A 21,976-nucleotide genomic window follows, 5' to 3' on the forward strand; every position below is an offset into this window, starting at 1 on the left:
CTCACAACCAGCCTCCCAGAATGGGAGCACCGGTTCGGCCCCCATTAGGACCGACTCACCGGAGCATCTGACCAGGTCGGGCAGCAACTGCGTCGTCACGGAGCACACCGTCGTCAACGACCTGCACACCATTGACGAGCAGGTGGCGCATGCCCGTCGGCTGGTCGGCCGTGAGTCGCTCGGCACCGGCCGGGAAGTCATTGACCCGACGCAGCGGGCCGGGGGCGACGGTCTCGGGATCGAACACGACGAGATCGGCAGCCTTGCCTTCGGCGACCACGCCCCGATCGCTCAAGCCGAACAGGTCGGCCTGGACCTTGGTGAGCTTGTTGACCGCTGCTTCGAGGCTGAGCGCACCCTTCTCCCGAACCCAGCGGCCGAGGAGATCGGTGGCCAGCGGTGCGTCGCACAGCTGAGTGACGTGGGCGCCGGCATCGGACAACCCGAGGGTGCAGCCCGGCTCATTGAGCAAGCCGGCGACGGCTTCTTCGTCGTCGTTGGCCAGCACCGCTCGAACCCGGATCGACCGGAGGGTGGGTTCGGCGAGGGCCAGGTCGAGGAGAGCGTCGAACGGCTCCACTCCTCGCTCGTCGGCGATGTCGACCAGGCGGCGACCGATGAGGTCGGCGTGGTTGGCCGACTCCATGATCTCGTAGGTCTCCCACCGAGGCGGGATGCCACCCTTGGGGCCGGACGCCCAGGCGTCTCGGACTCGCTGACGCCACGCCGGGTCGGCGTAGGCCGCGGCACGAGCCTGCTCGTCGCCTGACATCAGCTCGGCGAACACCGGGCTGGTGTTGAGGGTGAACGGTTCCACGAGATTCATCGAGAAGGTGAGCGGTCGTGGCGAGACCTGCGGCCACACCGCCGCTCCCTTGGCCATACCGGCGCGATGCAGATCGAGGGCTCGCACGTGCGATCCGGCCGAAGTGGTGAGGAGGGCGGTCCAGGTGATGGGAACGTCGAGCTCGAGCTGGAGGTCGTAGATCTGGTCGAAGTGGAGTTGCTCGTTCACGCCGTTGATACCGATGACACCACGACCCTCGGCCGCAGCCGCCCGGCACAGCGCCTCGATCTCGTCTCGATCGGCCCAGCGACTGGGGATCGGTTGCCCGTCGGCGCCGAGGTGGGTGACGGCGAAACTGGTGGCAAACCCGATGGCGCCGGCCGCCATGGCGTCACTGACCAGCTGCGACATCTCGGCGATCTCGCCGGGTTCGGCAGCACGGCTGGACGCTTCGTCGCCCATCACGAACAGACGCAGTGGGGTGTGGCCGATGTACGCGCCATAGTTGAGCACCGTGCCCCGCCGCGCGATCGACGCCAGGTACTCCGGGAACGTCTCGAAGTCCCAGTCGATCCCCGCAGCCAGCGAGGTGGGGTCCATGTCCTCGACCTTTTCGAGGGTGCGCAGGACCGTGTCTCGGTCGGCGGCTCGGGTGGGGGCGATCGAGAACCCGCAGTTGCCGGCCACCACCGATGTGACGCCGTGGAAGCAGGAGGGGGTCAGGGCCGGGTCCCAGAAGACCTGGGCGTCGTAGTGCGTGTGGATGTCGATGAAGCCGGGGGCGACGACGCATCCGGTGGCGTCGATCCGGTGCGCCTCGTCGACGCCGGACGCCAGGTCGGCACCGATCTCGATGATGCGACCGTCCTCGACGGCGACGTCGGCCCGGAACCCCGGGCTTCCCGTGCCGTCGACGACGGTCCCACCGTGAATGACCAACCTGTCCGACATGTGCGTCCTCCTCGTTCGCCCGCGAACTTACCGAGGTGCGCGCCCGCCGTCAGATCGAGCAGTGTCACTCCTGTCCGACCTGCTTAGCGGGTGCCGTCTCAGACGTGTCCGACGTGCGGAGGGACGGAGCACGCGACGAGCGAGAAGCTCGGATGGGCGGCGCCCCACCTGCGGAGCAGGTGCAGTGTTACAGCACGACGACGGAGCGGAGGACTTCGCCTCGCTCCATCTTGTGGAAGGCCTCTTCGACGGCGTCGAGGTCGATGGTCTCGGACACGAAGCCCTCGAGGTTGAGTCGGCCCTGGAGGTAGAGGTCGATCAGCATGGGGAAGTCGCGGGCGGGCAGGCAATCGCCGTACCACGAGGACTTGAGCGCGCCGCCTCGACCGAAGATCTCGATGAACGGCAGCTCGACTTTCATGGTCGGATTGGGCACGCCGACCAGCACGACGGTGCCGGCGAGATCGCGGGCGTAGAACGCCTGCTCGTAGGTCTGGGGGAGACCGATGGCCTCGATGGCGACGTCGACGCCGTTGCCGTCGGTGAGCGCACGGATGGCCTCGACGGGATCGACCTGCGAGGAGTTGATGGTGTGGGTGGCGCCGAAGTCCTTGGCCCATTCGAGCTTGGTGTCGTCGATGTCGACGGCGATGATGGTGCTGGCGCCGGCCAGGCGGGCGCCTTCGAGCGCTGCGTTGCCGACACCACCGCAACCGAACACGGCGACCGAGTCGCCACGGCTGACTCCGCCGGTGTTGATGGCGGCACCGATGCCGGCCATCACGCCGCAGCCGAGCAGACCGGCGACCTCGGGCTTGGCCTCGGGGTTCACCTTGGTGCACTGGCCGGCAGCAACGAGGGTCTTCTCGCAGAACGCCCCGATACCGAGCGCCGGTGACAGTTCGGTGCCATCGGCGAGGGTCATCTTCTGCGTGGCGTTGTGGGTGCTGAAGCAGTACTGCGGCTTGCCCTTGAGGCAGGAGCGGCACTGGCCGCACACCGCTCGCCAGTTGAGGATGACGAAGTCGCCCGGCGCCACGTCGGTGACCCCGTCACCCACCGACTCGACGATGCCGGCCGCCTCGTGACCGAGCAAGAAGGGGAACTCATCGTTGATCCCGCCCTCGCGGTAGTGGAGGTCGGTGTGGCACACCCCGCAGGCCTGGATGGCGACCACGGCTTCACCCGGACCGGGGTCGGGGATGATGATGGTCTCGACGGAGACCGGCTCGCCCTTCGCTCGAGCGATGACGCCACGTACTTCCTGAGGCATGTGCCCTCTTTCCTGTCGATCGTTTCCGTCGCACACCGTAGTCGCTGCTCGGTGCGGTGATCACTCGTCGGGGCCGGGCATACTCGGCGACCATGAAGACCGAAGCGAGCCCTGATCGAACGTTGCCGGGCCCGCTCGCCGACGGGCTGGTGTTCATCACGTCCTTCGTCGTACTCGTGCTCGAGATCGTCGCCGGTCGGCTCCTGGCGCCGTATGTCGGCGTCACCCTCGAGACCTTCACCACGATCATCGGCGTCGTGCTGGCGGGCATTGCCGTGGGCACCTGGGGCGGAGGCACACTGGCCGATCGCACGCCGCCGCGTCGACTGCTCGGCCCGATGTTGGTAGGGGGCGGAATGCTGACGTTCCTCGTCATCCCCGTGATACGGGTGGTCGGACCGGCGGTCGGTCCGAACTCGATCGTCGGGCTCATGATGCTCACGTTCCTCGGGCTCTTCGTGCCCGCCGCCATGCTGTCGGCTGTCTCGCCGACCGTGGTCAAGCTCCAACTCCTCGATCTCGAATCCACCGGCGCCACGGTCGGTCGCTTCTCTGCGCTCGGCACGGCCGGCGCACTATTCGGTTCCTTCATGACCGGGTTCGTATTCGTCGCCCGGGTGTCGTCGACCACGATCGTCGTCGGTGTCGGCATCTTGATCACGTTGCTGGGTCTGGTCGTCTGGACGATGCTGGGACGCTCACAACGGTCGTTGGCCGGAACGACAGTCGCTGCGCTGGCATTGGCGACCGTGTTCAACTACTCACTCACGGGTCCGTGCCAGGTCGAGAGCCACTACTTCTGTGCTCGCGTCGTGGCCGACGAGGAAGGTGGGAGCGGCCGGTTCCTCATTCTCGACACCCTGCGGCACTCGTTCGTCGACCTCGAGGACCCGACACATCTGGAGTTCGACTACTCGTTGTCGTTCGCCGACGTGATCCAGGTGTCGTTTCCGGAGCAACGGCCGGTGACGGCGCTTCACATTGGCGGTGGCGGTTTCACGTTTCCTCGCTGGATCGCCGCCGAGTATCCCGGGTCAGAGTCCCTCGTGCTCGAACTCGATGCGACGCTCGTCGAACTCGTCCAGAACGAGATGGGACTCGTGTTGAGCGACGACCTGCGTGTTCGAACTGGCGATGCCCGTACGGGGTTGCTCGATCAACCCGACGACCGGTATGACGTCGTGCTCGGTGATGCCTTCGGCGGTCTGGCCGTTCCGTGGCATCTCACGACCGTCGAGTTCACCCGCGAGGTCGACCGAGTCATGACCGACAACGGCATCTATCTCATCAACCTGATCGACTATCCGCCGCTGTCGTTCGCTCGAGCCGAGGTGGCCACCCTCCGTGCCGTGTTCGAGCACGTGGCTGTCGTCTCCTCACCGACCAAGTTCGACGCCGATGCCGGGGGGAACCTGGTCCTGGTCGCCTCGCATCAACCGATCGACGCTGCGGCGATCGACGTGCTCGCCCGGTCCCGCAATGACGACGATGTTGCCCATGTCGACGCTGCGCTCGACGAGTGGATCGGCGATGCCCAGATCCTGACCGACGAGTTCGCCCCTGTCGATCAGTTGCTCACCACTCCCTGATCGCTCGATCAGCGGGCGGCGAGAATGGCGTCGGTGAACAACGCAAGACTCTCGAAGCGGTGATCGGGAACGACGTGGGAGCCTGGCGCCGCCGTTGCCCCGTAACCATCCTTGGCATGCCGTCGATGAATCCAGGCGGTCTGCATGCCGCGAGCCTTGGCCGGCTCATGGTCGTGGTAGAGCGACTCGGCGACATGGAGCACCTGGTTCGTGTCGTAGCCGAGGGCCTCGACGGTGTCGTCGAGCGAGTCGAACATCGACGGCGACGGCTTGTAGGCCCCGACCTCTTCGGCCGTCACGATGGCGTCGAACTCCACGCCCAGGCGGTCGTTGCTGAGGCGTAGCGACACGTTGTCGACGTTGCTCAAGACGATGAGCTTGAACCGCTGCTTCAGGCGGCGCAACGACTCGGCCGAGTCGGCGAAGGCGGGCCATTGACCGACGCTCCGCCCGAAGGCCGCTGCCTCGAGCTCGGTGACCGGCGCATCGAGGTCGTTGCCGATACGCCACATCAGTTCGGACAAGATCTCGGGATAGCGCCAGGTCGGATGTTCGGTCTGGATCCGGGTCTCGTGTCGAGCGAAGGCCGACACCAACGCATCATCGCTGATGAGCAGGCCATGTCGATTGGCCCAGGGACGGAGCGCGCTGGCGATCCCGGTCTCCCAGTCGATCAACGTACCGTAGACGTCGAAACTGAGTGCCTCGACGAGATGTATTCCCTCCATGAACCGACACGCTAGGCGATCCGCGACCATGACACTCGACAGCTGCGGCAAACGTGACACCCGGTGCCGGGGCCGTGGTGATGCGGCGCTTGTCGTGGTGTTGGTGGCGGCGCTGCTGACCGTGAGCTGCACCACCTCGACGAGCGATCTCGCCGCCTCGGAGGGGCCGGCAACGGCCGTCGAGTCCGATCTCGCCGACTCGGTGGCGGGTTCGGTGACGGTGGCCGGCGCCCCCATCGCCCTCGTCGACATGCCGCCCTCGGTATCGGGCAGCGCACTCGCCGGGGTCGCCGTGTTGTTCCTCCACGGAGCGGCCTATTCGTCACAGACCTGGGTCGACAACGGCATCCTGGCGAGCGTGGTCGCTGATGGCCATCGGGCAGTCGCGATCGACCTGCCCGGCACCGGGGCGTCTGATCCAGTCGAGCTTGCGAACGACGAGTTCCTCGTCGAGCTCTTCGCTGCGCTCGGGCTGGACCCGGTGGCGACCGTCATCGTGTCGCCCTCGATGTCGGGCACATATAGCCTCCTTGCGCTGCGGCACCCATTCTTCGCCGACCTCGCCGGCTACGTGCCGGTCGCACCGGTCGGATCGAGCGAGTTCGCCTCGCGCGGTGCTCCGGTCGATGTGCCGGCACTGGTGGTGTGGGGTGATCGCGACGGCGTCGATCCTCAGGCGGCGGCCGAGCGGTTGGCCGATGGCTTCCTCGACGCCGAGGTGCTCGTCATGGGCGACGCCGGCCACGCTGCCTATGAGTCCCAGCCCAAAGCCTTCACCGTCGCCCTGCTCGACTTCATCGCCACCCTCGACTCCTGACACCCTCGACGACTGACACCCCGACTCCTGACGACCTCGCCAGGACGACCTTCGCGCAGCGACCTCCCTCACGAACCTCCGGGGCTGCGTCCAAAACCCAACAAGCTCCGGGGTTGCGTACGGCTGAGCGTACGCAACCCCGGAGCTTGGCTGAGATTGCACGGTGGCCCGGAGGTTGGTGAACCTCCGATCGTCCCCGAGGGGACACCCGTGCTGGGCCTCGGGTGGGTGTTACTTCGGCGGCATCCGGATGCCGCCGTCGACCCGGATGGTCTCACCGTTCATGTACGGGTTGGTGACGGTGTCGATCGCCATGAAGGCGAGCTCTTCACCGGAGCCGAGACGCTTCGGGAACAGGACCGACTGGCCCAGGTGGGCCTTGAACGCGTCGGACTGCTCGCCGGTGCCGTAGATCGGAGTGTCGATCAGGCCCGGAGCGATGGTGTTGACGCGGATGCCCATGGCCGAGAGGTCACGAGCGATCGGCAGGGTCATGCCTACGATGCCGCCCTTGGACGCCGAGTAGGCGGCCTGGCCGATCTGACCGTCGAAGGCAGCGGCCGACGCCATGTTGACGATGGCGCCGCGAGCGCCGTCCTCGTCGACCGGGTCGGTCTTGGCCATGGCGGCAGCGCAGAGGCGGAGCATGTTGAACGAGCCGAGCAGGTTGACCTTGATGACGAAGTCGAAGGTCTTCTGCGGCATCGGGTCGTTGTTTCGGTCGACGGTGCGAGCAGCCATGCCGAGGCCGGCCGAGTTGATGAGCACGCGGAGCGGGCCCATCTCGGAGGCGGCGGCAACGGCAGCGGCGCCGTCTTCTTCGGAGGTGACGTCGCACTTGACGAAGATGCCGCCGAGCTCGGAGGCGACCGCGGCACCCTTCTCCTCGTTGAGGTCGGCGATCACGACGTGGGCGCCGAGGGCGGCCAGCTGGCGGGCGCAAGCCTCACCGATGCCGGAGGCACCTCCGGTGATGACGGCGGAAGCGCCGTTCAGATCCATGCGTGGCATCAGTCTTCAATCCTTTCGATGATGGTGGCGTTGGCCATGCCGCCACCTTCGCACATGACCTGGAGGCCGAGCTTGCCGCCCGTGCGCTCGAGTTCATTGACGAGGGTGGCCATGAGCTTGGTGCCCGAACACCCGAGCGGATGCCCGAGTGCGATGGCGCCGCCGGAGGGGTTGACCTTCTCCATGTCGGCGCCGGTTTCCTTCTGCCATGCGAGCACGACGGAAGCGAAGGCTTCGTTGACCTCGAACGCATCGATGTCGTCGATCGAGAGACCGGTCTTCTCGAGGATCTTCTTGGTGGCCGGGATCGGGCCCTTGAGCATGGTGACCGGGTCGGTACCCGCCAGCGCGAAGCTGTGGAAGCGGGCCCGGGGCTTGAGGCCGAGCTCCTTGGCCTTCTCGGCGCTCATGATGAGCACGGCGGAGGCGCCATCGGAGATCTGCGACGAGTTGCCTGCGGTGATCTTGCCGTCTTCCTTGAAGGCGGGCTTGAGCTTGGCGAGGCCTTCGGCGGTGGTGCCGGGGCGGATGCCTTCGTCGGTGGTCATGAGTTCTTCGGCGTCGCCGACCACGACCGGAACCGGGATGATCTCGTTCTCGAAGCGACCCTCGGCGGTGGCCCGCTCGGCCCGCTGCTGGCTCTGGGCGCCGAAGGCGTCGAGGTCTTCACGGGTGATGCCGTACTCATCCGCGATCATGTCGGCACCGATGCCTTGCGGCGGGAGGCCGGTCTCGGCGTAGCGAGCCTGCATCGAGTCGGGGAACGGCATGCCGAGCTTGCCCTCGACCACCGAGGCGCCCATGGGGGTGCGGGACATGACCTCGACGCCGGCGGCGATGACGACGTCGTACGCGCCGGCCATCACGCCCTGTGCGGCGAAGTGCATGGCCTGCTGGCTGGAACCGCACTGGCGGTCGACCGTGGTGGACGGCACCGATTCGGGCCAACCGGCGGCGAGGACGGCGTTGCGGCCGATGTTGAGCGACTGCTCGCCGACCTGCGACACACAGCCCATGATCACGTCGTCGACCATCTCGGGGTCGAGGTTGTTGCGCTCCTGGAGCGCCTTGAGTACGTGGGCGGCAAGGTCGACCGGATGCCAATCGGCGAGCTTGCCGTTGCGCTTGCCACCCGGGGTGCGGATGGCGTCGACGATGACTGCTTCTTGCATGTTTGGTGTTCCTTCTCTAGTTGGAGGTACTGGTTGGGGACAGGGACGGGTCGGCGTCAGCCGACTCGGTCAGCACGGCGGCGACGTTGACCTGGAGCCGGTTCATGACACTGGCGAGCGCCGAGCGCTCATCCTTGGAGATGCCGGCACGGAGTTGGGTGCGCAGCGTGCGGTCGATGGTGGTGATCTCGTCGACCAGCGCCTGGCCCTGTGCGGTGATGGCGACGAGCCAAACCCGCCGATCGGCCGGATCGGGCTGACGCTCGACGAGGTGGCGAGCCTCGAGCCGATCGATGGTGGACCCGGTGGCGGCTCTGCCGACACCGTTGCGGTCCGCGATCTGGGTTTGGGTGACCGGTCCGTACTCGGCGACGTAGGCGAGCATCGTGGCCTGGGTGAGGTTCAGGTCGAGTGCGCCGAGTCGGTGGTCGAACGCCTGGCGGATGGCACGAGCGGTGGCCATGAGCGTGGTCTCGACCCGCAGCCATGGTGGTGGTTCGACCGGTGACAACGCGGCAACACCGGGCCAGGCGTCGGTGACGGCGTCGTAGCCGGTGAGGTCGACCTCGGCGTGCGAGGTGCTGCGGTCGGGCGGGTTCATCCGGAAGGAGACTGTATGGCGCCATACAGTCTCGTGTCCAATCGGGTCGCAGCGCCGCAGTGGGGACGCGAGCGGGCCCCGGCACCCAGGTGCCGGGGCCCGCCTGTCGTGATTCAGCTCACCGGATCGGCGAGCGGGAGAACCTCAGTCGCGATCGCGGTCCTTGCCGTGACCGTTGCCGTTGCCATTTGAGTGGTGGCCACTCGACGAGCCGAGACAGGCCAGCGGATTGACCTGGAAGGCCGAACCGTCGAGCAACTTCACCGGCGCCGCCATCACGATGTCGCCCTTGACGCTCATCGAATCAAGATTCGTGAGGCCGGGGATGGCCACGCCGTCGTTGGCAAGGATGGTGTAGGTGGCGTCGAAGAGTTCGTCGGAGGTGGCGTCAGGGCCGAACGAGTCGGAGCCGATCGCCTTCACACCGCGCTCGTCGATCATCCACTGCACAGCTTCGCCCGAGAAGCCGGGGGCGTCGGCGAAGTAGCCGGTGTAGGCATCGGGGTCGCCGGTGCCGAAGAACTCGGCGAGTCCGGTCTGGACGATGACCAATGAACCCCGTTGGATCTTGCCGTTCTTCTTCTCGTAGGCCTTGATCTGATCGACGGTGATCTGGAAGTCGTAGCTGTCGGCCTCCCAATCACGAACATCGATGATGTACGACGGCCACACGAATTCGCTGGCGTCGAGGTCGTCGACGGAGCGGGCGCCGGCTTCGATGAAGTGCGACGGTGCGTCAAGGTGTGTGCCGGTGTGCGTCGCTGTGTGCAGCGCCTCGATGCGGTAGGAGAAGAACTCCTCGCCGCCGTCTTCGTAGTAGAAGTCGAGCCGTTCGATCTCGGTCTCGGGGTCGCCGGGGAAGATCGACGCCGATTCATCGTGGACATGGCCGAGCGACTCGATGCCGCCAGGGCAGGTCAATTGGGCCCCGCTCCTGTCGGCTTTCACCCGGAAGGCCTGGCTGGCGCCGACCGCGCCGGCAGTGCCGACGATGGCGAGGGCGAGGGTGGAGGCGACGACCTTGCGGCCCCGCTTCTTGGGTCTGACGGTCGGGGTTGCGCCGATCGTGGTTTCGTCAGTCATGAGATCTCCGCTGTTTGGGTTGAGAGGCTGAGCGCGCACGGGGGCGGGCCGATCACGGACCGTAGTGCACCCTCACGGACGGGCGCCAGGGGTGGTGCACGTTCGGTCCTCTGTGCTTCATCGGTTGAAGTCGCGGGGTGCCTTGAGCGGATGTCACCCGAATGGGGGAGATCGCCCACGGCCATGATTCGGTTGCAGATCCTCGCCGGCGGTGCTTGACTGACCGGCGATGACGTTCGAACGCAACAACTCCATCTCGCACGTCATCCGCGTCGTCGGCTTTGCCGACCTCGTCGTAGTACTCACGTAGCGCACGCTGCGAATCTTGTTGCGTGCGCTGAAGCCTTCTCCTCCGGGGGGAGGCTTCTTCGGTTTTCGTTAGCGTTCTCTGCTGGCTCGTCCGGCACGGGTCTCGACCCGGCCGTGCAGGCAGCACCTCAGGAAAGGCACTCGGATGCGAATCAATGGAGCACAGGCTCTGATCAAGAGTCTGGAGATGGAGGGTGTCGACACCGTGTTCGGCTACCCCGGTGGGGCGATCCTTCCGGTCTACGACCCCGTGCTCGATTCGGAGATCCGCCACGTACTCGCTCGCCACGAGCAGGGGGCCGGCCACATGGCCGAGGGCTACGCGCATGCGACTGGCCGACCCGGCGTGTGCATGGTCACCTCCGGTCCGGCGGCCACGAACGTGGTCACCCCGCTCGCCGATGCCATGCTCGACTCGATCCCGATGGTGTGCATCACTGGTCAGGTGGGGCTGGCAGCCATCGGCACCGACGCCTTCCAAGAGGTCGACACCACCGGCATCACGCGGTCGATCACCAAGCACAACTATCTGGTGACCCGGGCCGAGGACATCCCACGGATCGTCAAGGAAGCGTTCTACATCGCCACCACGGGGAGACCGGGGCCGGTCCTCATCGATGTGCCGAAGAACATCACCGACGCCAACAACCCCGACGCCTGGTTCGATTGGTACTGGCCCGAGACCGTCGAGCTGCCCGGCTACGACCCCGACATCGTGGTCGACAACGAGCTTGTCGCCGAGGCCGTGGCCATGATGCTGACGGCCGAGCGCCCGGTGCTCTACGTCGGCGGTGGCGTGCTCAAGGCCCGCGGTGCCGACGCCCTGCTGCGGCTCGCCGAAATGACGAACACGCCGGTCGTCACCACGCTCATGGCTCGGGGCGCCTTCCCCGACAGCCACGAGCTCAACCTCGGCATGCCGGGGATGCACGGCAACTACACCGCCATCACGGCGATCCAGGAGTCCGACCTGCTGATCGCCATGGGCAGTCGCTTCGACGATCGCGTCACCGGCAGGGTCGCATCGTTCGCTCCCTTCGCCAAGGTGATCCACGTCGACATCGATCCGGCCGAACACGGCAAGGTCCGCCGCCCTGACGTCGCCATCGTTGGCGACGCCCGGGTCGTGATGGAGGAGATGGTCGCCCAGATCGAGGCAGCCGGCGGGGCCACGGCCATTGCCAACCACGATGCCTGGCGCTCGACCCTGTCGGGATGGCAAGAGAAGTATCCGCTCACCTACAACGAGTCAGCGCCGGGTGAACTCCTCAAGCCGCAGTTCGTGCTCGAGAAGCTGCGCGACGGTTCACCCGACGACACGATCGTCGCCTCCGGTGTCGGTCAGCATCAGATGTTCACCAGCCAGTATTGGACCTTCGATCACCCCTACACCTGGATCAACTCGGGTGGTCTGGGCACGATGGGCTTCTCGATCCCCGCGGCCATCGGCGCCAAGGCGGCCTTCCCTGATCGCACGGTCTGGGCGGTCGACGGCGATGGCTGCTTCCAGATGACCGCCCAGGAACTCGTGACTGCGTCGGTCTCGAAGATCCCGGTGAAGATCGCGCTGCTCAACAACGCCTATCTCGGCATGGTGCGGCAGTGGCAGGAGATGTTCTACGACAACCGCTACTCCGAGGTGTACCTCAGCCACGACATGCCGGACTACGTGAAGTGGGCCGAGGCCATGGGATGTGTGGCGTTCCGGGTCGAGGATCCGTCAGAGGTCGAGGAAGCCATCGCCAAGGCCAACGCCATCAACGATCGCCCCGTCGTGGTTGAGTTCCGTTGTGTCGACAACGAGAACGTGTTCCCAATGGTCACCGCCGGCGGATCGAACGACGACGTGATCGTCGACCCGTCACAAGCCGACCAACTCGAGCGTGACCGCGCCGCCCGCGCCACCCGCACCGATCGCGTCCAGGAGGCCGCACGATGACCCGCCCCGGAGATCTCCAGCACCGCACCCTCGCCGTGCTCGTCGAGGACAAGGCCGGCGTGCTCGCTCGCGTCGCCGACCTGTTCGCCCGACGCGGCTACAACATCGTGTCGCTCGCCGTGGCCCCCACCGGCAACGACCAGTTCAGCCGGATCACCATCGTCGTCGACGTCGAATCGGCCCCGCTCGAACAGATCGTGAAGCAGCTCTTCAAGCTGGTCAACGTGGTCGAGATCCTCGAACTCGCACCAGAAGCTGCCGTCGAACGCGAACTCATCATGGTCACGGTCGACACCTCACCCGTCACCGAAGGCGGCCGCAGCCGCCGCAGTGAGGTGATGGAGTTGGTCGACATCTTCAAAGGCCGCATCCTGGCCGTCGGCACCGAGGCGCTCACCGTCTCGCTCGAAGGCACGCCCGAAAAGGTCGACGACTTCGAGAAGCTCATCTCGGACTTCGGGATCCTCGAGATCCAGCGATCTGGTCGAATTGCCCTCACCAAGCTCGGGGTCGACGCGCCCCGTCTTCGGGCGTAGTCGCTCACTTCCTGCGCCGCCCTGAGGGCGCAGTCCCTATCCTCAACAACGATTCAAGTCCCAAGGAGAACCTGACCCGTGGTCAACATCTACTACGAAGCCGACGCCGACCGTTCCAAGATTGCCGACCGCAAGGTGGCGGTTCTCGGCTACGGGTCGCAGGGCCATGCCCATGCGCTCAACCTCAAGGAGTCCGGGATCGACGTGCGTGTCGGTCTTCGTGAGGGCTCGTCGTCGGTCGACAAGGCGAAGGAGGCCGGCCTCGAGGTCCGCTCGATCGCCGATGCCGTCGCCGAAGCCGACCTCATCATGATGCTCATGCCCGACACCGAGATGGCCGCCATCTACGAGGAGTCGGTGGCGCCCAACCTCAACGACGGCGACGCGCTGTTCTTCGCCCACGGGTTCAACATCCGCTTCGGCCTCATCGCCCCGCCGCAGAACGTCGACGTCTGCATGGTGGCGCCGAAGGGCCCGGGCCACCTGGTCCGCCGCACCTACACCGAGGGCGGCGGTGTGCCGTGCCTCATCGCCGTCGAGAACGACGCGTCGGGTTCGGCCAAGGAGCTCGCGCTGGCCTACGCCGACGCCATCGGCGGGAGCCGGGCCGGTGTGATCGAGACCACCTTCACCGAGGAAACCGAGACCGACCTGTTCGGTGAGCAGGCCGTGCTCTGCGGTGGCACCAGTCGCCTCGTACAGGCCGGGTTCGAGACCCTCATCGAGGCTGGCTACCAGCCTGAGGTCGCCTACTTCGAGTGCCTCCACGAGCTCAAGCTCATCGTCGACCTCATGTACGAAGAGGGCATCGCCGGCATGCGTTACTCGGTGTCGGACACTGCCGAGTGGGGCGACCTCACCTCGGGTCCGCGCATCATCAACGACGATGTGAAGGCCGAGATGAAGAAGGTGCTCACCGAGATCCAGGACGGCACCTTCGCCAACAACTGGGTCGAGGAGAGCCGCAGCGGTCGGGCCAAGTTCCTCGCCCTCGAGGAGGCCGGTCACGAGCACCCGATCGAGAAGGTCGGCGCCAAGCTCCGCTCGATGATGCCGTGGATCTCCTCGGGCAAGACCTCGGTCCGCGAGACCTCCGGCGGCCAGGGCTGATCCAGCTCGATCACTCGCCCGGGTCGCACCGACCCAGGCACCAAATGGGACGAAACCGACCGTTTGCGGTCGGTTTCTTCCCTTTTGGATGATGGAACGACAGCTCGGGCGAGCCGACTACTCCCAGCCGACCCGGTTCTCGCTGTGCGGTGTGTCGTAGAACACGATCGTGTAGGCGTAGAGGCCGTTGGCCTGGACGACGATGGTGTCCTCTCCCGGCTCGAGCGGGATGTTCCAGAAGTAGTTGTAGAAGCCCGGCTCGATCGTTACCTCCTCGAGGTACTTCCGAATGTTCCCGTCGTACACCGCGAACGAGGCGTTGATCGCAGTGCCGGCCCCGTTCTCGAGGAGGATGTCGAAGTACGGCGTGGTGATATCCGTGGGGATCGGGATCTCGAGACCACCGCCCTCGAGGACCTCGCAGTAGAGGGTGAGTCCTCGGTCATACCACACGAGATCGCCAGCCATCGGCCTGGTCGTGCCCGTGCGTCCGACGTACTCGGCGGACTCGGAGAAGGCGATCATCACCGAGCCGCGGAGGTAGCCGTTGTCGAGCGCGCCCTTCCAGTGGTTGAACCCAGCCGTATCTGGAGCCCGGCCCATCACGTTGTTGTAGATGAGGGTGACGAACTCGGCATTGGACAACGAGCCGTAGGTGTTGCGGAACTCGTCGGATGCGGCGAACGCCTCGGAGACCACCTCGAGGTTGGTGTTCGGCCCCGACCCGTAGGTATCGAACCAGTAGTCCCATCCGACCTGATCCGGCTCACGTAGGAAGTAGGCGGTGTAGAGCCGGTAGATCGAATCCATCATCTCGGGACACGCGCTCGCGTAATCACTCACGGCGGCCCCGACCGGCGTCTCGCCCGTCAACCCGACGGCCGAGTCATCGGCGGCAGCGGCCGAGACGGGCAGGAGGAACAGGGCGGCGAGGAATCCAGTGGCGAAGCGCTTCATAGAGCGAGACTAGTTCGCGGCCTGCGATCGGTGCCGGTCGAACGACAATCGTTGACCGAGCTGTTGCATGATGGACACATGCGTTCGCCGGTCCGTCTCGTCGTGTTCGACTTCGACGGGGTGGTCCGTCATCACGATTCGATCCACGAGGCCGAGGCCGCTCGGGCCGTGCAGCTGGCACCCGGACAGCTGGCATCGATCGCGTTCCAGCGGGACCTCTTGAGTCAGATGGTCGAGGGCGGACTCCGGCGAGAGGACTGGATCCGAGAGGTCGGCCAGCAGGTCGGTGCGGTCGACGGAGTGCTCGATCGCGAGGCGGCGGTCGACGTGGTTGCCCGGTGGTTGGCCGATTGGGGATGGGTCGATCCCGAGATGTTGGCGGTCGTTCAGACGCTGCGCGACGCCGGTCATCGGGTGGCACTCCTGACCAACGGCACCGACACCACCGACGCCGAGCTGGTGCATCACCGGGTCGACCACCTGTTCGACCCGGTGTTCAACTCCTGGCACCTCGGGGTGGCGAAACCCGATCCCCGGGTGTTCCAGTACGTGACCGACACGGTCGACATCGCGCCCAATGAGGTCACGTTCTTCGATGACACCCTCGCGAACGTCACTGCCGCCCAGGGATTCGGCTGGCGGGCGCATCACGTGACGTCGGTGGACGGTGTGCGCCGAGTGCTTCGGCGGCACGGCCTGCTTGCTTGATCGTGCCGAACGCCACGCCCGGAGCATCGCCGCTCTGCTCATAAGGAACGGCCTCGGTGCCGATAGTCCCACCATGGCTCAGACTCCCCGTCGCGTTCTCGTTGGACTCCTTGCCTCGTCGGCGCTCCTCGCTGCGAGCTGCTCGTCGAACGAAGCGCCCGACACCCTGCCCATGGTCGAAGATGCGCCGGTCACGACCGCCGAGACGACCACCACCACCGCCGCCGACCGTGTCGAGCCCGGGATCGATGGCGCGCTCTCCGAACTCTCGGCTGAGCAGCAGGGCATGCTCGACGCCTGTGCCGACGCGCTCAACGCCGCCGCGTCGAGCGTCGACGCCGAGTCGCCCACCTACAGCGAGGAGGTCACGGCGCTGCTCATGGACCCGGCGTCCGACGCCATGGCCTCGTGCGGTGCGCTGTTCGACCCGGCAGCGGGAATCGACCAGGGGACCGTGATCTCTTTCATGCTCGAGACGCTCCCGCCCGAACTCCTCGGCACCCTGAGCGCACTCGCCACCGCCACGGGGCCCGACGGCACACCGTTGATGGGTGGCGCTGCTGCCGATGCGGCGACCAGCGACGACTCGGCTGATGCATCGTCGAGCGAGGCGCCGGGCGGCGACGGCGCCACCGTCGAAGCGCTCGACTGATCGCTCCGTCGAACTGAGCGCACCTGGTTCCGGTTCAGTCGTCAGTCAGGTCGGACCACACACCATCGACGAACCGGCGAGCCAGCTCCTCGGCGACGTCGCGATCGTCGGGATGGGTGACCTTGATGTTGCGCTCGTCGCCCGCCACCCATCGGGCGGCAGCAGCGCCGTAGTGCTGCATGGTCTCGGCGGTGTCGACACCTGCGAACCCGTCGGCCTCGGCTCGGGGATAGACGTCGAGCAGCAATGCGAGGGGGAAGGCCTGCGGGGTCTGCACGCGCATGAGGTCGCCGGCCACCACGATCTGACCCGTCGGGTCGATGAGCGGTGCACCGATCGGAGTGGTCGGAATGGTTCCTCCTGCACCGGCATCATCGATGATGCGGTCGAGGAGCGCGTTCGTGAGGAACGGGCGAGCTGCATCGTGGAGCAGGACGCTTGCGCCGTCGTGGCCGAGCGAGGCCGCCGCCTGGATTCCGGCCCACTCCGAGCCCTGGCGCGTCGCGCCGCCGGGCACCACAGCCGCCAGCTTGGTGATCCCCGACGCCTCGACGGCCTCGTGGATCAGCTGCTCGTCGCCAGAGCGAATCACGATCACGATGGCGTCGATCCGCTCGCATCGGTCGAAGGTCGCCAGGGAGTAGGCGATCACAGGACGACCGCCGATCGAGACAAGGACCTTGTTGACGTCGCCGCCGAAGCGGAGTCCTGAGCCGCCGGCGAGCACGATCGCGATGTTCGGCGGGGCGTGGTGGGATCGAGGCCCAGCGGGGGCCGGAGGCGGTGAGGGCATCGTCGACAACGTAGGCTCGCGCCGTGCCCGTTGAGAACCGACCGACGCGATTTGTCCCGCACGGCGAGGTCGTGGTCGTGCCGCTGGTCGATTCGTTCACTCGCATGGCGTCCGACATCGTCGAGTCCATTGCCGACCCGGTCATCACGCACGTGGTCATCGGCGACCGGGCTCCGCTCGGCCTCGAGTCGCCGCCTGATGGTCGCACGGTGGTTGCAGCTCTCACTCCGATGACCGATGCGATCAAGCGGGTGCATGAATGCACGGTCGTCGAAACCGTGGACCGGAACCAACTGCGCGTCGTCGGCCCTCCGCTGGTGCTGGCGGCCGACCTCTGCCGTCGCTGGGCGAAGGCCCGGCCCGACCTCGAGTCCGCTCCGAGCCCCTCCGAGCCAGGGCGACGCTCGATGCTCGAGGCGCTACTGTCGCAACTCGTCCTCGTCGAGCCCGACCTCCGGGTCGTCCCGCTCGCTCACATCTCGTAGCAGGAGCCATCCCATGGGTGAATTCGTCAACGTCGAACCGTCGAGCCACGACAAGGTGGCGATCATCCGCCTCGATCGTCCGAAGGTCAACGCCCTCAACAAGCAGGTGGGCGAGGAGCTCCTGGCGGCAGCAACCGAGATCGAGTCCCGGCCCGAGATCCGCGGCGTGGTCATCTGGGGTGGGCCGAAGATCTTCGCCGCCGGTGCCGACATCGCCGAGTTCCCGACCACGGGCGATCGCGATCCATCGGCGAACGTCGATGGTCTCGTCGAGGCGCTGTTCAAGATCGAGAACCTGAGCGCCATCTCGGTCTCGGCCGTCAACGGGTTCGCCCTCGGGGGTGGTTGTGAGCTGTCCATGGCGGCCGACTTCCGGGTGTGTGGTGACGGCGCCAAGTTCGGCCAGCCGGAGATCCTGCTCGGCATCATCCCCGGCGCCGGCGGCACCCAGCGTCTCACTCGGCTGGTCGGGGTGACGAAGTCGAAGGAGCTGAACTACTCGGGTCGCATGGTCGACGCTGCGGAGGCGCTCGCCATCGGACTCGTGTCCTCCGTCCACCCCGACGACGAGGTTCTCGACGCAGCCGTCGCTCTTGCCGGCACCTATGCCGACGGACCCGCTGCCATCGCCAACTGCAAGCGGGCGATCATGGACGGACTGCACGTGTCGATCGAGGAGGGCATGGCGATCGAGAAGCGAGAGTTCGTCGCCTCCTTCCAGACCGACGACGCCGTGATCGGTATCAACAGCTTCCTCGAGAACGGCCCGGGCAAGGCCCAGTTCACCGGCAAGTAGCCGGTCCGCTCACTGGTCGGTGACGACGACACGTCGCACGGTTCGAGCGGCGACAGCGGCGCAGGCAGCGAAGACGCAGGCGGCGGGAACCACCCAGTAGGGGTGCCGGAGCAGACCTGCGTCGTCGATCAATCCGGAGACGGCGATGGCCACCACGCCGGAGCCGATCACGAGCGCAGCAGGTGACCAGCCAGCCAGGCGCTCGTCCTCATCATGGGCGGTTTCGTCAAACACGGTGCACCTTCAGGTTGCCGAGACCGACCGTGGCGTCGATCGTGATGAGCACGGGATCCGTCGGCGCAGCGACGGGGAGGCACAGGCCGCCGTTCTCGTTGGTCTGATACGTCCAATCGGGGTAATCGTCGGCCACTCTGTTGGGCCGCGGATAGCCGGCCGCTTCGATGGCGTCGGCGATGTCGTCACCGGTGGCGCCAGCAGGGATCGCCACGCCCGACCAGTCGGCGACACCCCGAAGCCCCTCCTCGGAGTCCATGGTCTCGTAGCACTCGGTTCCCAGCGCCCGGTACGTGCGATCGAGGCCGTAGTCGACGAGCAGATCACCGGCGCTGTACCAGTACGGCTCCCGGTAGACGGCGAGTTCGCCCAGCCCGAGGTGGCCGACGATGTGCAGTCGTGCCTCCTTGGGCACCCACACGTCGATCTGTCCGGCGGTGACGCTGAGCGTCGCCGTGACCTCGCCCGAGGTCGGCAGGTCGTGCGCGTCGAGGGTGAGCGAGAGCTCGCCGTATCCCTTCGAGGCGTTGATCTGCGCTCCGGCGACGTAGCCCTCGCCGGGCGTCGGTGTGGGCGAGACGTCTGCGAAGCGAGGAGTGTCGGCGACCGAGAAGGCGACCCAGGCTGGCACCAGCGGGATGAGGAGGAGTGACGTGGCCAATGCACGGCCGCGCCACCCCGACAGCAGGATCACGCCGCCGATGATGAGAATGGCGCCGTTCACCGCAATGCCCGGATCGAGACCCGGCTCGACGAGTCGGTCGATCAGCACACAGGCGAAGCCGTAGGCAACGAGCAGCGAGAACGTGAGGGGCCAGAGTGCGGGCGTTCGTCGTGGTCGTCGTGGAGCTCGAACCGGGCGATTGAGTTCTCGCGGCCCGACCGCCCCTCGCAGCGATCGGCCCCAGGACACCGCCCGGTCTTGCGGTGTCGGCGGTGGGGGGACGACCTCGGTGGCTGGCGGAACCGTGCCGGGTTCGGGCCGATTGCCGAGCAGCGCAATCGCAGCACCAAGAAGGAGACCGGCCCAGAGCAGGCTTGGCCGGCCGATGACGAGCGTCGCCAGCGCAAAGACGGCCAGCGCGCCAGCGATCTCCTGCTGGCCGGCACGATGTCCGAGCTGTCGGATCAGTGCCGGACTGTCGTCGGTCGGCCAGAACAGCCAGGCGGCAAGGTAGGTGAAGATCGGCACGAGGAACCCGCCGCCATCTTCCCGGGCGAAGAGCAGCGTGATCCCCACGAGGGCGACCCGGAGGTAGAAGGGATCGACGCCAAGTCGTCGGCCTTCGCCACCGGCCACGCCTGCGAGATAGCGGTCGGCGGTGCTCCGTCGAAATGGCCAACGACGCCGTCGGCGACGGGTGGGCGGCGACACGGCGTCGTCGGGTCCGGGAGGGGCCGGGGTCGTGAGGAGATCGTCGGCACTGGACGAGTCGTCGATGGACATGGCTCCATCGTGCAGGCTCGGGGTTGCGAGCGATAGTCGTGTGAACACGGATTCCGTGGTCGCCGAATCCGGGTCATCCCGGATGCTCATCGGTCAACGGTCCTGCGAGAATGTCGGGGTCATGACCGAACCACCCTCCGCCAACGCACGCTTGTCGAGCGGCGAACCACTTGCACTCGGCGTCGCCGGTCGAGTGGCGGCCCGGCTCGGGGCATCGGTCGCCGTGGTCCGTGTGGCCTTCGTGTTGTTGACGCTGGCGGCTGGCTGGGGAGCGGTTTTGTATGTCGGACTTGCGGGGCTCCTCGCCGGAAGGACCGAGCCAACGCCTCGGCCCGTAGCGCTCTCCCGCAACCTCGGGGTGGTGCTTGGAACGGCCAGTCAGCTCCTCATCGCGGAGGACCTCGTCGCACCACTGCCGACGATGCTGCTCTGGCCAGTCGGTCTGGTCCTGTTCGCGATCGTGCTGGCCGACCCCAATCTCAGCGACGATTCGTCGACCCGACAGGGAGCGATCGGTCGCATCGTCGCCGGTGTGGTGTTGATGATCGCCGGGCTTGTCACCGCGCTGGCGGGTGCGCAGGACCTGGGATCGCTGTGGCGAGCAGGAGTGGCCTCGCTGGTGCTCGTGGGCGGCGTCGCGCTGGTGCTCGCTCCGTGGCTGCAGTCGGTGCTGTCGACTGCCGACGCCGACCGTCGCGAACGGATCCGAGCCGAGGAGCGAGCCGACATCGCCGCGCACCTCCACGATTCGGTGCTCCAGACCCTGACGCTCATCCAGAACCGGGCGAACGATCCGCAGCTGACCGCTGCGCTTGCCCATCATCAAGAGCGCGAGCTGCGCCGCTGGCTGTACGGCAGCGACGAGACCGGCGACGCGTCAATCGGCTTCCGGGTGGCGCTCGAGCGGGCCGCCGCCGAGGTCGAGGACCAATACCTGAAGATCGTCGAGTGCATCGTCGTCGGTGACACGGCCGTCGATCCGGGCGGACTCGATGCGGGTGCCCTTGCCGTCATCGGCGCTGCCCGCGAGGCCATGGTGAATGCGGCGAAGTTCGGCCAGATCCCGATGATCTCGGTCTATGCCGAGGTCGCCGACGACCGACTCGTCGTCTTCGTGCGCGACCGCGGCGTCGGCTTCGAGCCGGCGGCCATTCCCGATGACCGTCACGGTGTCGCCGATTCCATCTGCGGACGAGTGGAGCGCCTCGGAGGCGCCGCAACGGTGAAGTCGTCGCTGGGTCAGGGCACCGAGGTGCGGATCGAGATGCCGAGATGACCGGTGGGGAGGCATCGACGGGCGTCCCGGCCATCCGAGTGGTCGTCGTCGACGACCACGCCCTGTTCCGTCAGGGCGTCATCGCCGGACTGGCGGCCGCGAACGGTCCGGCGCGGGTCGAGGTGGTCGGTGAGGCCGACGACGTTGGCACCGGCGTCGAGTCCATCCGTCGTCATCAACCCGACGTCGTCCTGCTCGACGTCCACCTCACCTCCGGGTCGGGCGCTCGGATCATCGAGGCGCTCGGTGACGAGCTCGCCTCGGTCCGGTTCCTTGCGCTGTCGGTGTCCGACGCACCAGAAGACGTGCTCGGTTTGGTGCGGGCGGGAGCCCGTGGGTATGTGACGAAGCGCATCGACGGCGAAGAACTCGTCGAAGCGATCGCATCGGTCGCACAGGGGCACGCCGTCTTCTCGCCTCGTCTGGCCGGCTTCGTGCTCGACGCCTTCACCGGGCCCGTGGCGCCGGCCCTGGACGAGCCAGCAGCACCTACTGCCGATGGAGCCGACGCTCCGGCTGACGCGGAGCTCGACCGGTTGTCGCCACGCGAGCGAGAGGTGATGCAGTACCTCGCCCGGGGCTACGCCTACAAGGAGATCGCCGCCGAGCTCCACATCTCGGTGCGCACGGTGGAGAGCCACGCCTCGGCGGTGCTCCGCAAGCTGCAGCTGTCGAGCCGGCATGAGCTGACGCACTGGGCGGCACGCCACCGGCTGGTCTGA

22 protein-coding genes are annotated in these 21,976 nt (G+C 66.7%); 11 read left to right on the plus strand and 11 right to left on the minus strand.

Annotation, left to right across the window (positions count from 1 at the left end):
- Positions 1-55: 55 nt before the first annotated feature.
- The gene (locus R2733_13640; GenBank protein MEZ5377543.1) at positions 56-1,738 is read right to left on the minus strand and encodes an amidohydrolase family protein; all 1,683 of its coding nucleotides are present in this window, start codon (positions 1,736-1,738) and stop codon (positions 56-58) included.
- A 187-nt stretch (positions 1,739-1,925) separates the two neighbouring features.
- Positions 1,926-3,011: an S-(hydroxymethyl)mycothiol dehydrogenase gene (locus tag R2733_13645; protein ID MEZ5377544.1), complete on the minus strand. Its 1,086-nt coding sequence runs from the start codon at positions 3,009-3,011 to the stop codon at positions 1,926-1,928.
- Positions 3,012-3,103: 92 nt separating this feature from the next.
- Here R2733_13645 and R2733_13650 point away from each other — a divergent pair, with 92 nt between their 5' ends.
- Positions 3,104-4,600, plus strand: a complete 1,497-nt coding sequence (locus tag R2733_13650) for a fused MFS/spermidine synthase (protein MEZ5377545.1) — start codon at positions 3,104-3,106, stop codon at positions 4,598-4,600.
- A gap of 8 nt (positions 4,601-4,608) precedes the next feature.
- Here the strand turns inward: R2733_13650 and R2733_13655 are convergent, their stop codons facing one another.
- Entirely contained in the window at positions 4,609-5,328 is a 720-nt protein-coding gene (locus R2733_13655; protein ID MEZ5377546.1) for an HAD-IA family hydrolase, read from the minus strand.
- Positions 5,329-5,356: 28 nt separating this feature from the next.
- Here R2733_13655 and R2733_13660 point away from each other — a divergent pair, with 28 nt between their 5' ends.
- A complete protein-coding gene (locus R2733_13660) occupies positions 5,357-6,145 on the plus strand; it encodes an alpha/beta hydrolase (protein MEZ5377547.1) in 789 nt (262 codons plus the stop codon).
- Positions 6,146-6,376: 231 nt separating this feature from the next.
- Here R2733_13660 and R2733_13665 read toward each other — a convergent pair whose 3' ends face one another.
- The 4 genes from R2733_13665 to R2733_13680 all read right to left on the minus strand — a co-directional run bounded on the left by R2733_13665 (position 6,377) and on the right by R2733_13680 (position 10,012).
- Entirely contained in the window at positions 6,377-7,156 is a 780-nt protein-coding gene (locus tag R2733_13665; GenBank protein ID MEZ5377548.1) for an SDR family NAD(P)-dependent oxidoreductase, read from the minus strand.
- The gene (locus tag R2733_13670) at positions 7,156-8,328 is read right to left on the minus strand and encodes a thiolase family protein (protein MEZ5377549.1); all 1,173 of its coding nucleotides are present in this window, start codon (positions 8,326-8,328) and stop codon (positions 7,156-7,158) included. The genes R2733_13665 and R2733_13670 overlap by 1 nt, the downstream gene beginning before the upstream one ends.
- A 16-nt stretch (positions 8,329-8,344) precedes the next feature.
- Positions 8,345-8,929 carry a MarR family transcriptional regulator gene (locus R2733_13675; protein ID MEZ5377550.1) on the minus strand — a complete coding sequence of 195 codons (585 nt, stop codon included), beginning with the start codon at positions 8,927-8,929 and terminating at the stop codon, positions 8,345-8,347.
- A 144-nt stretch (positions 8,930-9,073) separates the two neighbouring features.
- Entirely contained in the window at positions 9,074-10,012 is a 939-nt protein-coding gene (locus R2733_13680; GenBank protein MEZ5377551.1) for a cyclase family protein, read from the minus strand.
- A gap of 454 nt (positions 10,013-10,466) precedes the next feature.
- Here R2733_13680 and ilvB point away from each other — a divergent pair, with 454 nt between their 5' ends.
- The 3 genes from ilvB to ilvC all read left to right on the plus strand — a co-directional run bounded on the left by ilvB (position 10,467) and on the right by ilvC (position 13,906).
- Positions 10,467-12,260 (plus strand): biosynthetic-type acetolactate synthase large subunit, encoded by a 1,794-nt coding sequence (gene ilvB / locus R2733_13685; protein MEZ5377552.1) that lies wholly within the window; start codon positions 10,467-10,469, stop codon positions 12,258-12,260.
- Entirely contained in the window at positions 12,257-12,796 is a 540-nt protein-coding gene (gene ilvN, locus R2733_13690) for an acetolactate synthase small subunit (GenBank protein MEZ5377553.1), read from the plus strand. Before ilvB ends, ilvN begins: the two co-directional genes overlap by 4 nt.
- Positions 12,797-12,874: 78 nt before the next feature.
- Positions 12,875-13,906, plus strand: a complete 1,032-nt coding sequence (gene ilvC, locus R2733_13695) for a ketol-acid reductoisomerase (protein ID MEZ5377554.1) — start codon at positions 12,875-12,877, stop codon at positions 13,904-13,906.
- 117 nt (positions 13,907-14,023) lie between these two features.
- Here ilvC and R2733_13700 read toward each other — a convergent pair whose 3' ends face one another.
- Positions 14,024-14,863 (minus strand): DUF4214 domain-containing protein, encoded by an 840-nt coding sequence (locus tag R2733_13700; protein ID MEZ5377555.1) that lies wholly within the window; start codon positions 14,861-14,863, stop codon positions 14,024-14,026.
- A 78-nt stretch (positions 14,864-14,941) separates the two neighbouring features.
- Between R2733_13700 and R2733_13705 the strand changes: the two genes are divergently transcribed.
- Both R2733_13705 and R2733_13710 read left to right on the plus strand, forming a co-directional pair.
- Complete coding sequence (locus R2733_13705; protein MEZ5377556.1) at positions 14,942-15,571, plus strand: HAD family phosphatase; 630 nt, start codon at positions 14,942-14,944, stop codon at positions 15,569-15,571.
- Between the two features lie 73 nt (positions 15,572-15,644).
- The gene (locus R2733_13710; GenBank protein ID MEZ5377557.1) at positions 15,645-16,223 is read left to right on the plus strand and encodes a hypothetical protein; all 579 of its coding nucleotides are present in this window, start codon (positions 15,645-15,647) and stop codon (positions 16,221-16,223) included.
- A gap of 34 nt (positions 16,224-16,257) precedes the next feature.
- Here R2733_13710 and R2733_13715 read toward each other — a convergent pair whose 3' ends face one another.
- Positions 16,258-17,016: an IspD/TarI family cytidylyltransferase gene (locus tag R2733_13715; GenBank protein MEZ5377558.1), complete on the minus strand. Its 759-nt coding sequence runs from the start codon at positions 17,014-17,016 to the stop codon at positions 16,258-16,260.
- Between the two features lie 23 nt (positions 17,017-17,039).
- Here R2733_13715 and R2733_13720 point away from each other — a divergent pair, with 23 nt between their 5' ends.
- Both R2733_13720 and R2733_13725 read left to right on the plus strand, forming a co-directional pair.
- Positions 17,040-17,501 carry a hypothetical protein gene (locus R2733_13720; GenBank protein ID MEZ5377559.1) on the plus strand — a complete coding sequence of 154 codons (462 nt, stop codon included), beginning with the start codon at positions 17,040-17,042 and terminating at the stop codon, positions 17,499-17,501.
- A 13-nt stretch (positions 17,502-17,514) separates the two neighbouring features.
- Complete coding sequence (locus tag R2733_13725; GenBank protein ID MEZ5377560.1) at positions 17,515-18,297, plus strand: enoyl-CoA hydratase/isomerase family protein; 783 nt, start codon at positions 17,515-17,517, stop codon at positions 18,295-18,297.
- Positions 18,298-18,306: 9 nt separating this feature from the next.
- Here R2733_13725 and R2733_13730 read toward each other — a convergent pair whose 3' ends face one another.
- Together R2733_13730 and R2733_13735 are read right to left on the minus strand one after the other, a co-directional pair.
- The gene (locus R2733_13730; GenBank protein ID MEZ5377561.1) at positions 18,307-18,531 is read right to left on the minus strand and encodes a hypothetical protein; all 225 of its coding nucleotides are present in this window, start codon (positions 18,529-18,531) and stop codon (positions 18,307-18,309) included.
- Positions 18,524-19,978 (minus strand): PspC domain-containing protein, encoded by a 1,455-nt coding sequence (locus R2733_13735; protein MEZ5377562.1) that lies wholly within the window; start codon positions 19,976-19,978, stop codon positions 18,524-18,526. The genes R2733_13730 and R2733_13735 overlap by 8 nt, the downstream gene beginning before the upstream one ends.
- Positions 19,979-20,099: 121 nt before the next feature.
- Here R2733_13735 and R2733_13740 point away from each other — a divergent pair, with 121 nt between their 5' ends.
- A complete protein-coding gene (locus R2733_13740) occupies positions 20,100-21,254 on the plus strand; it encodes a hypothetical protein (protein ID MEZ5377563.1) in 1,155 nt (384 codons plus the stop codon).
- The gene (locus R2733_13745) at positions 21,251-21,976 is read left to right on the plus strand and encodes a response regulator transcription factor (protein ID MEZ5377564.1); all 726 of its coding nucleotides are present in this window, start codon (positions 21,251-21,253) and stop codon (positions 21,974-21,976) included. The genes R2733_13740 and R2733_13745 overlap by 4 nt, the downstream gene beginning before the upstream one ends.

This window comes from Acidimicrobiales bacterium, assembly GCA_041394265.1.
In the GTDB taxonomy this organism is placed as follows: Bacteria; Actinomycetota; Acidimicrobiia; order Acidimicrobiales; family SZUA-35; genus JBBQUN01.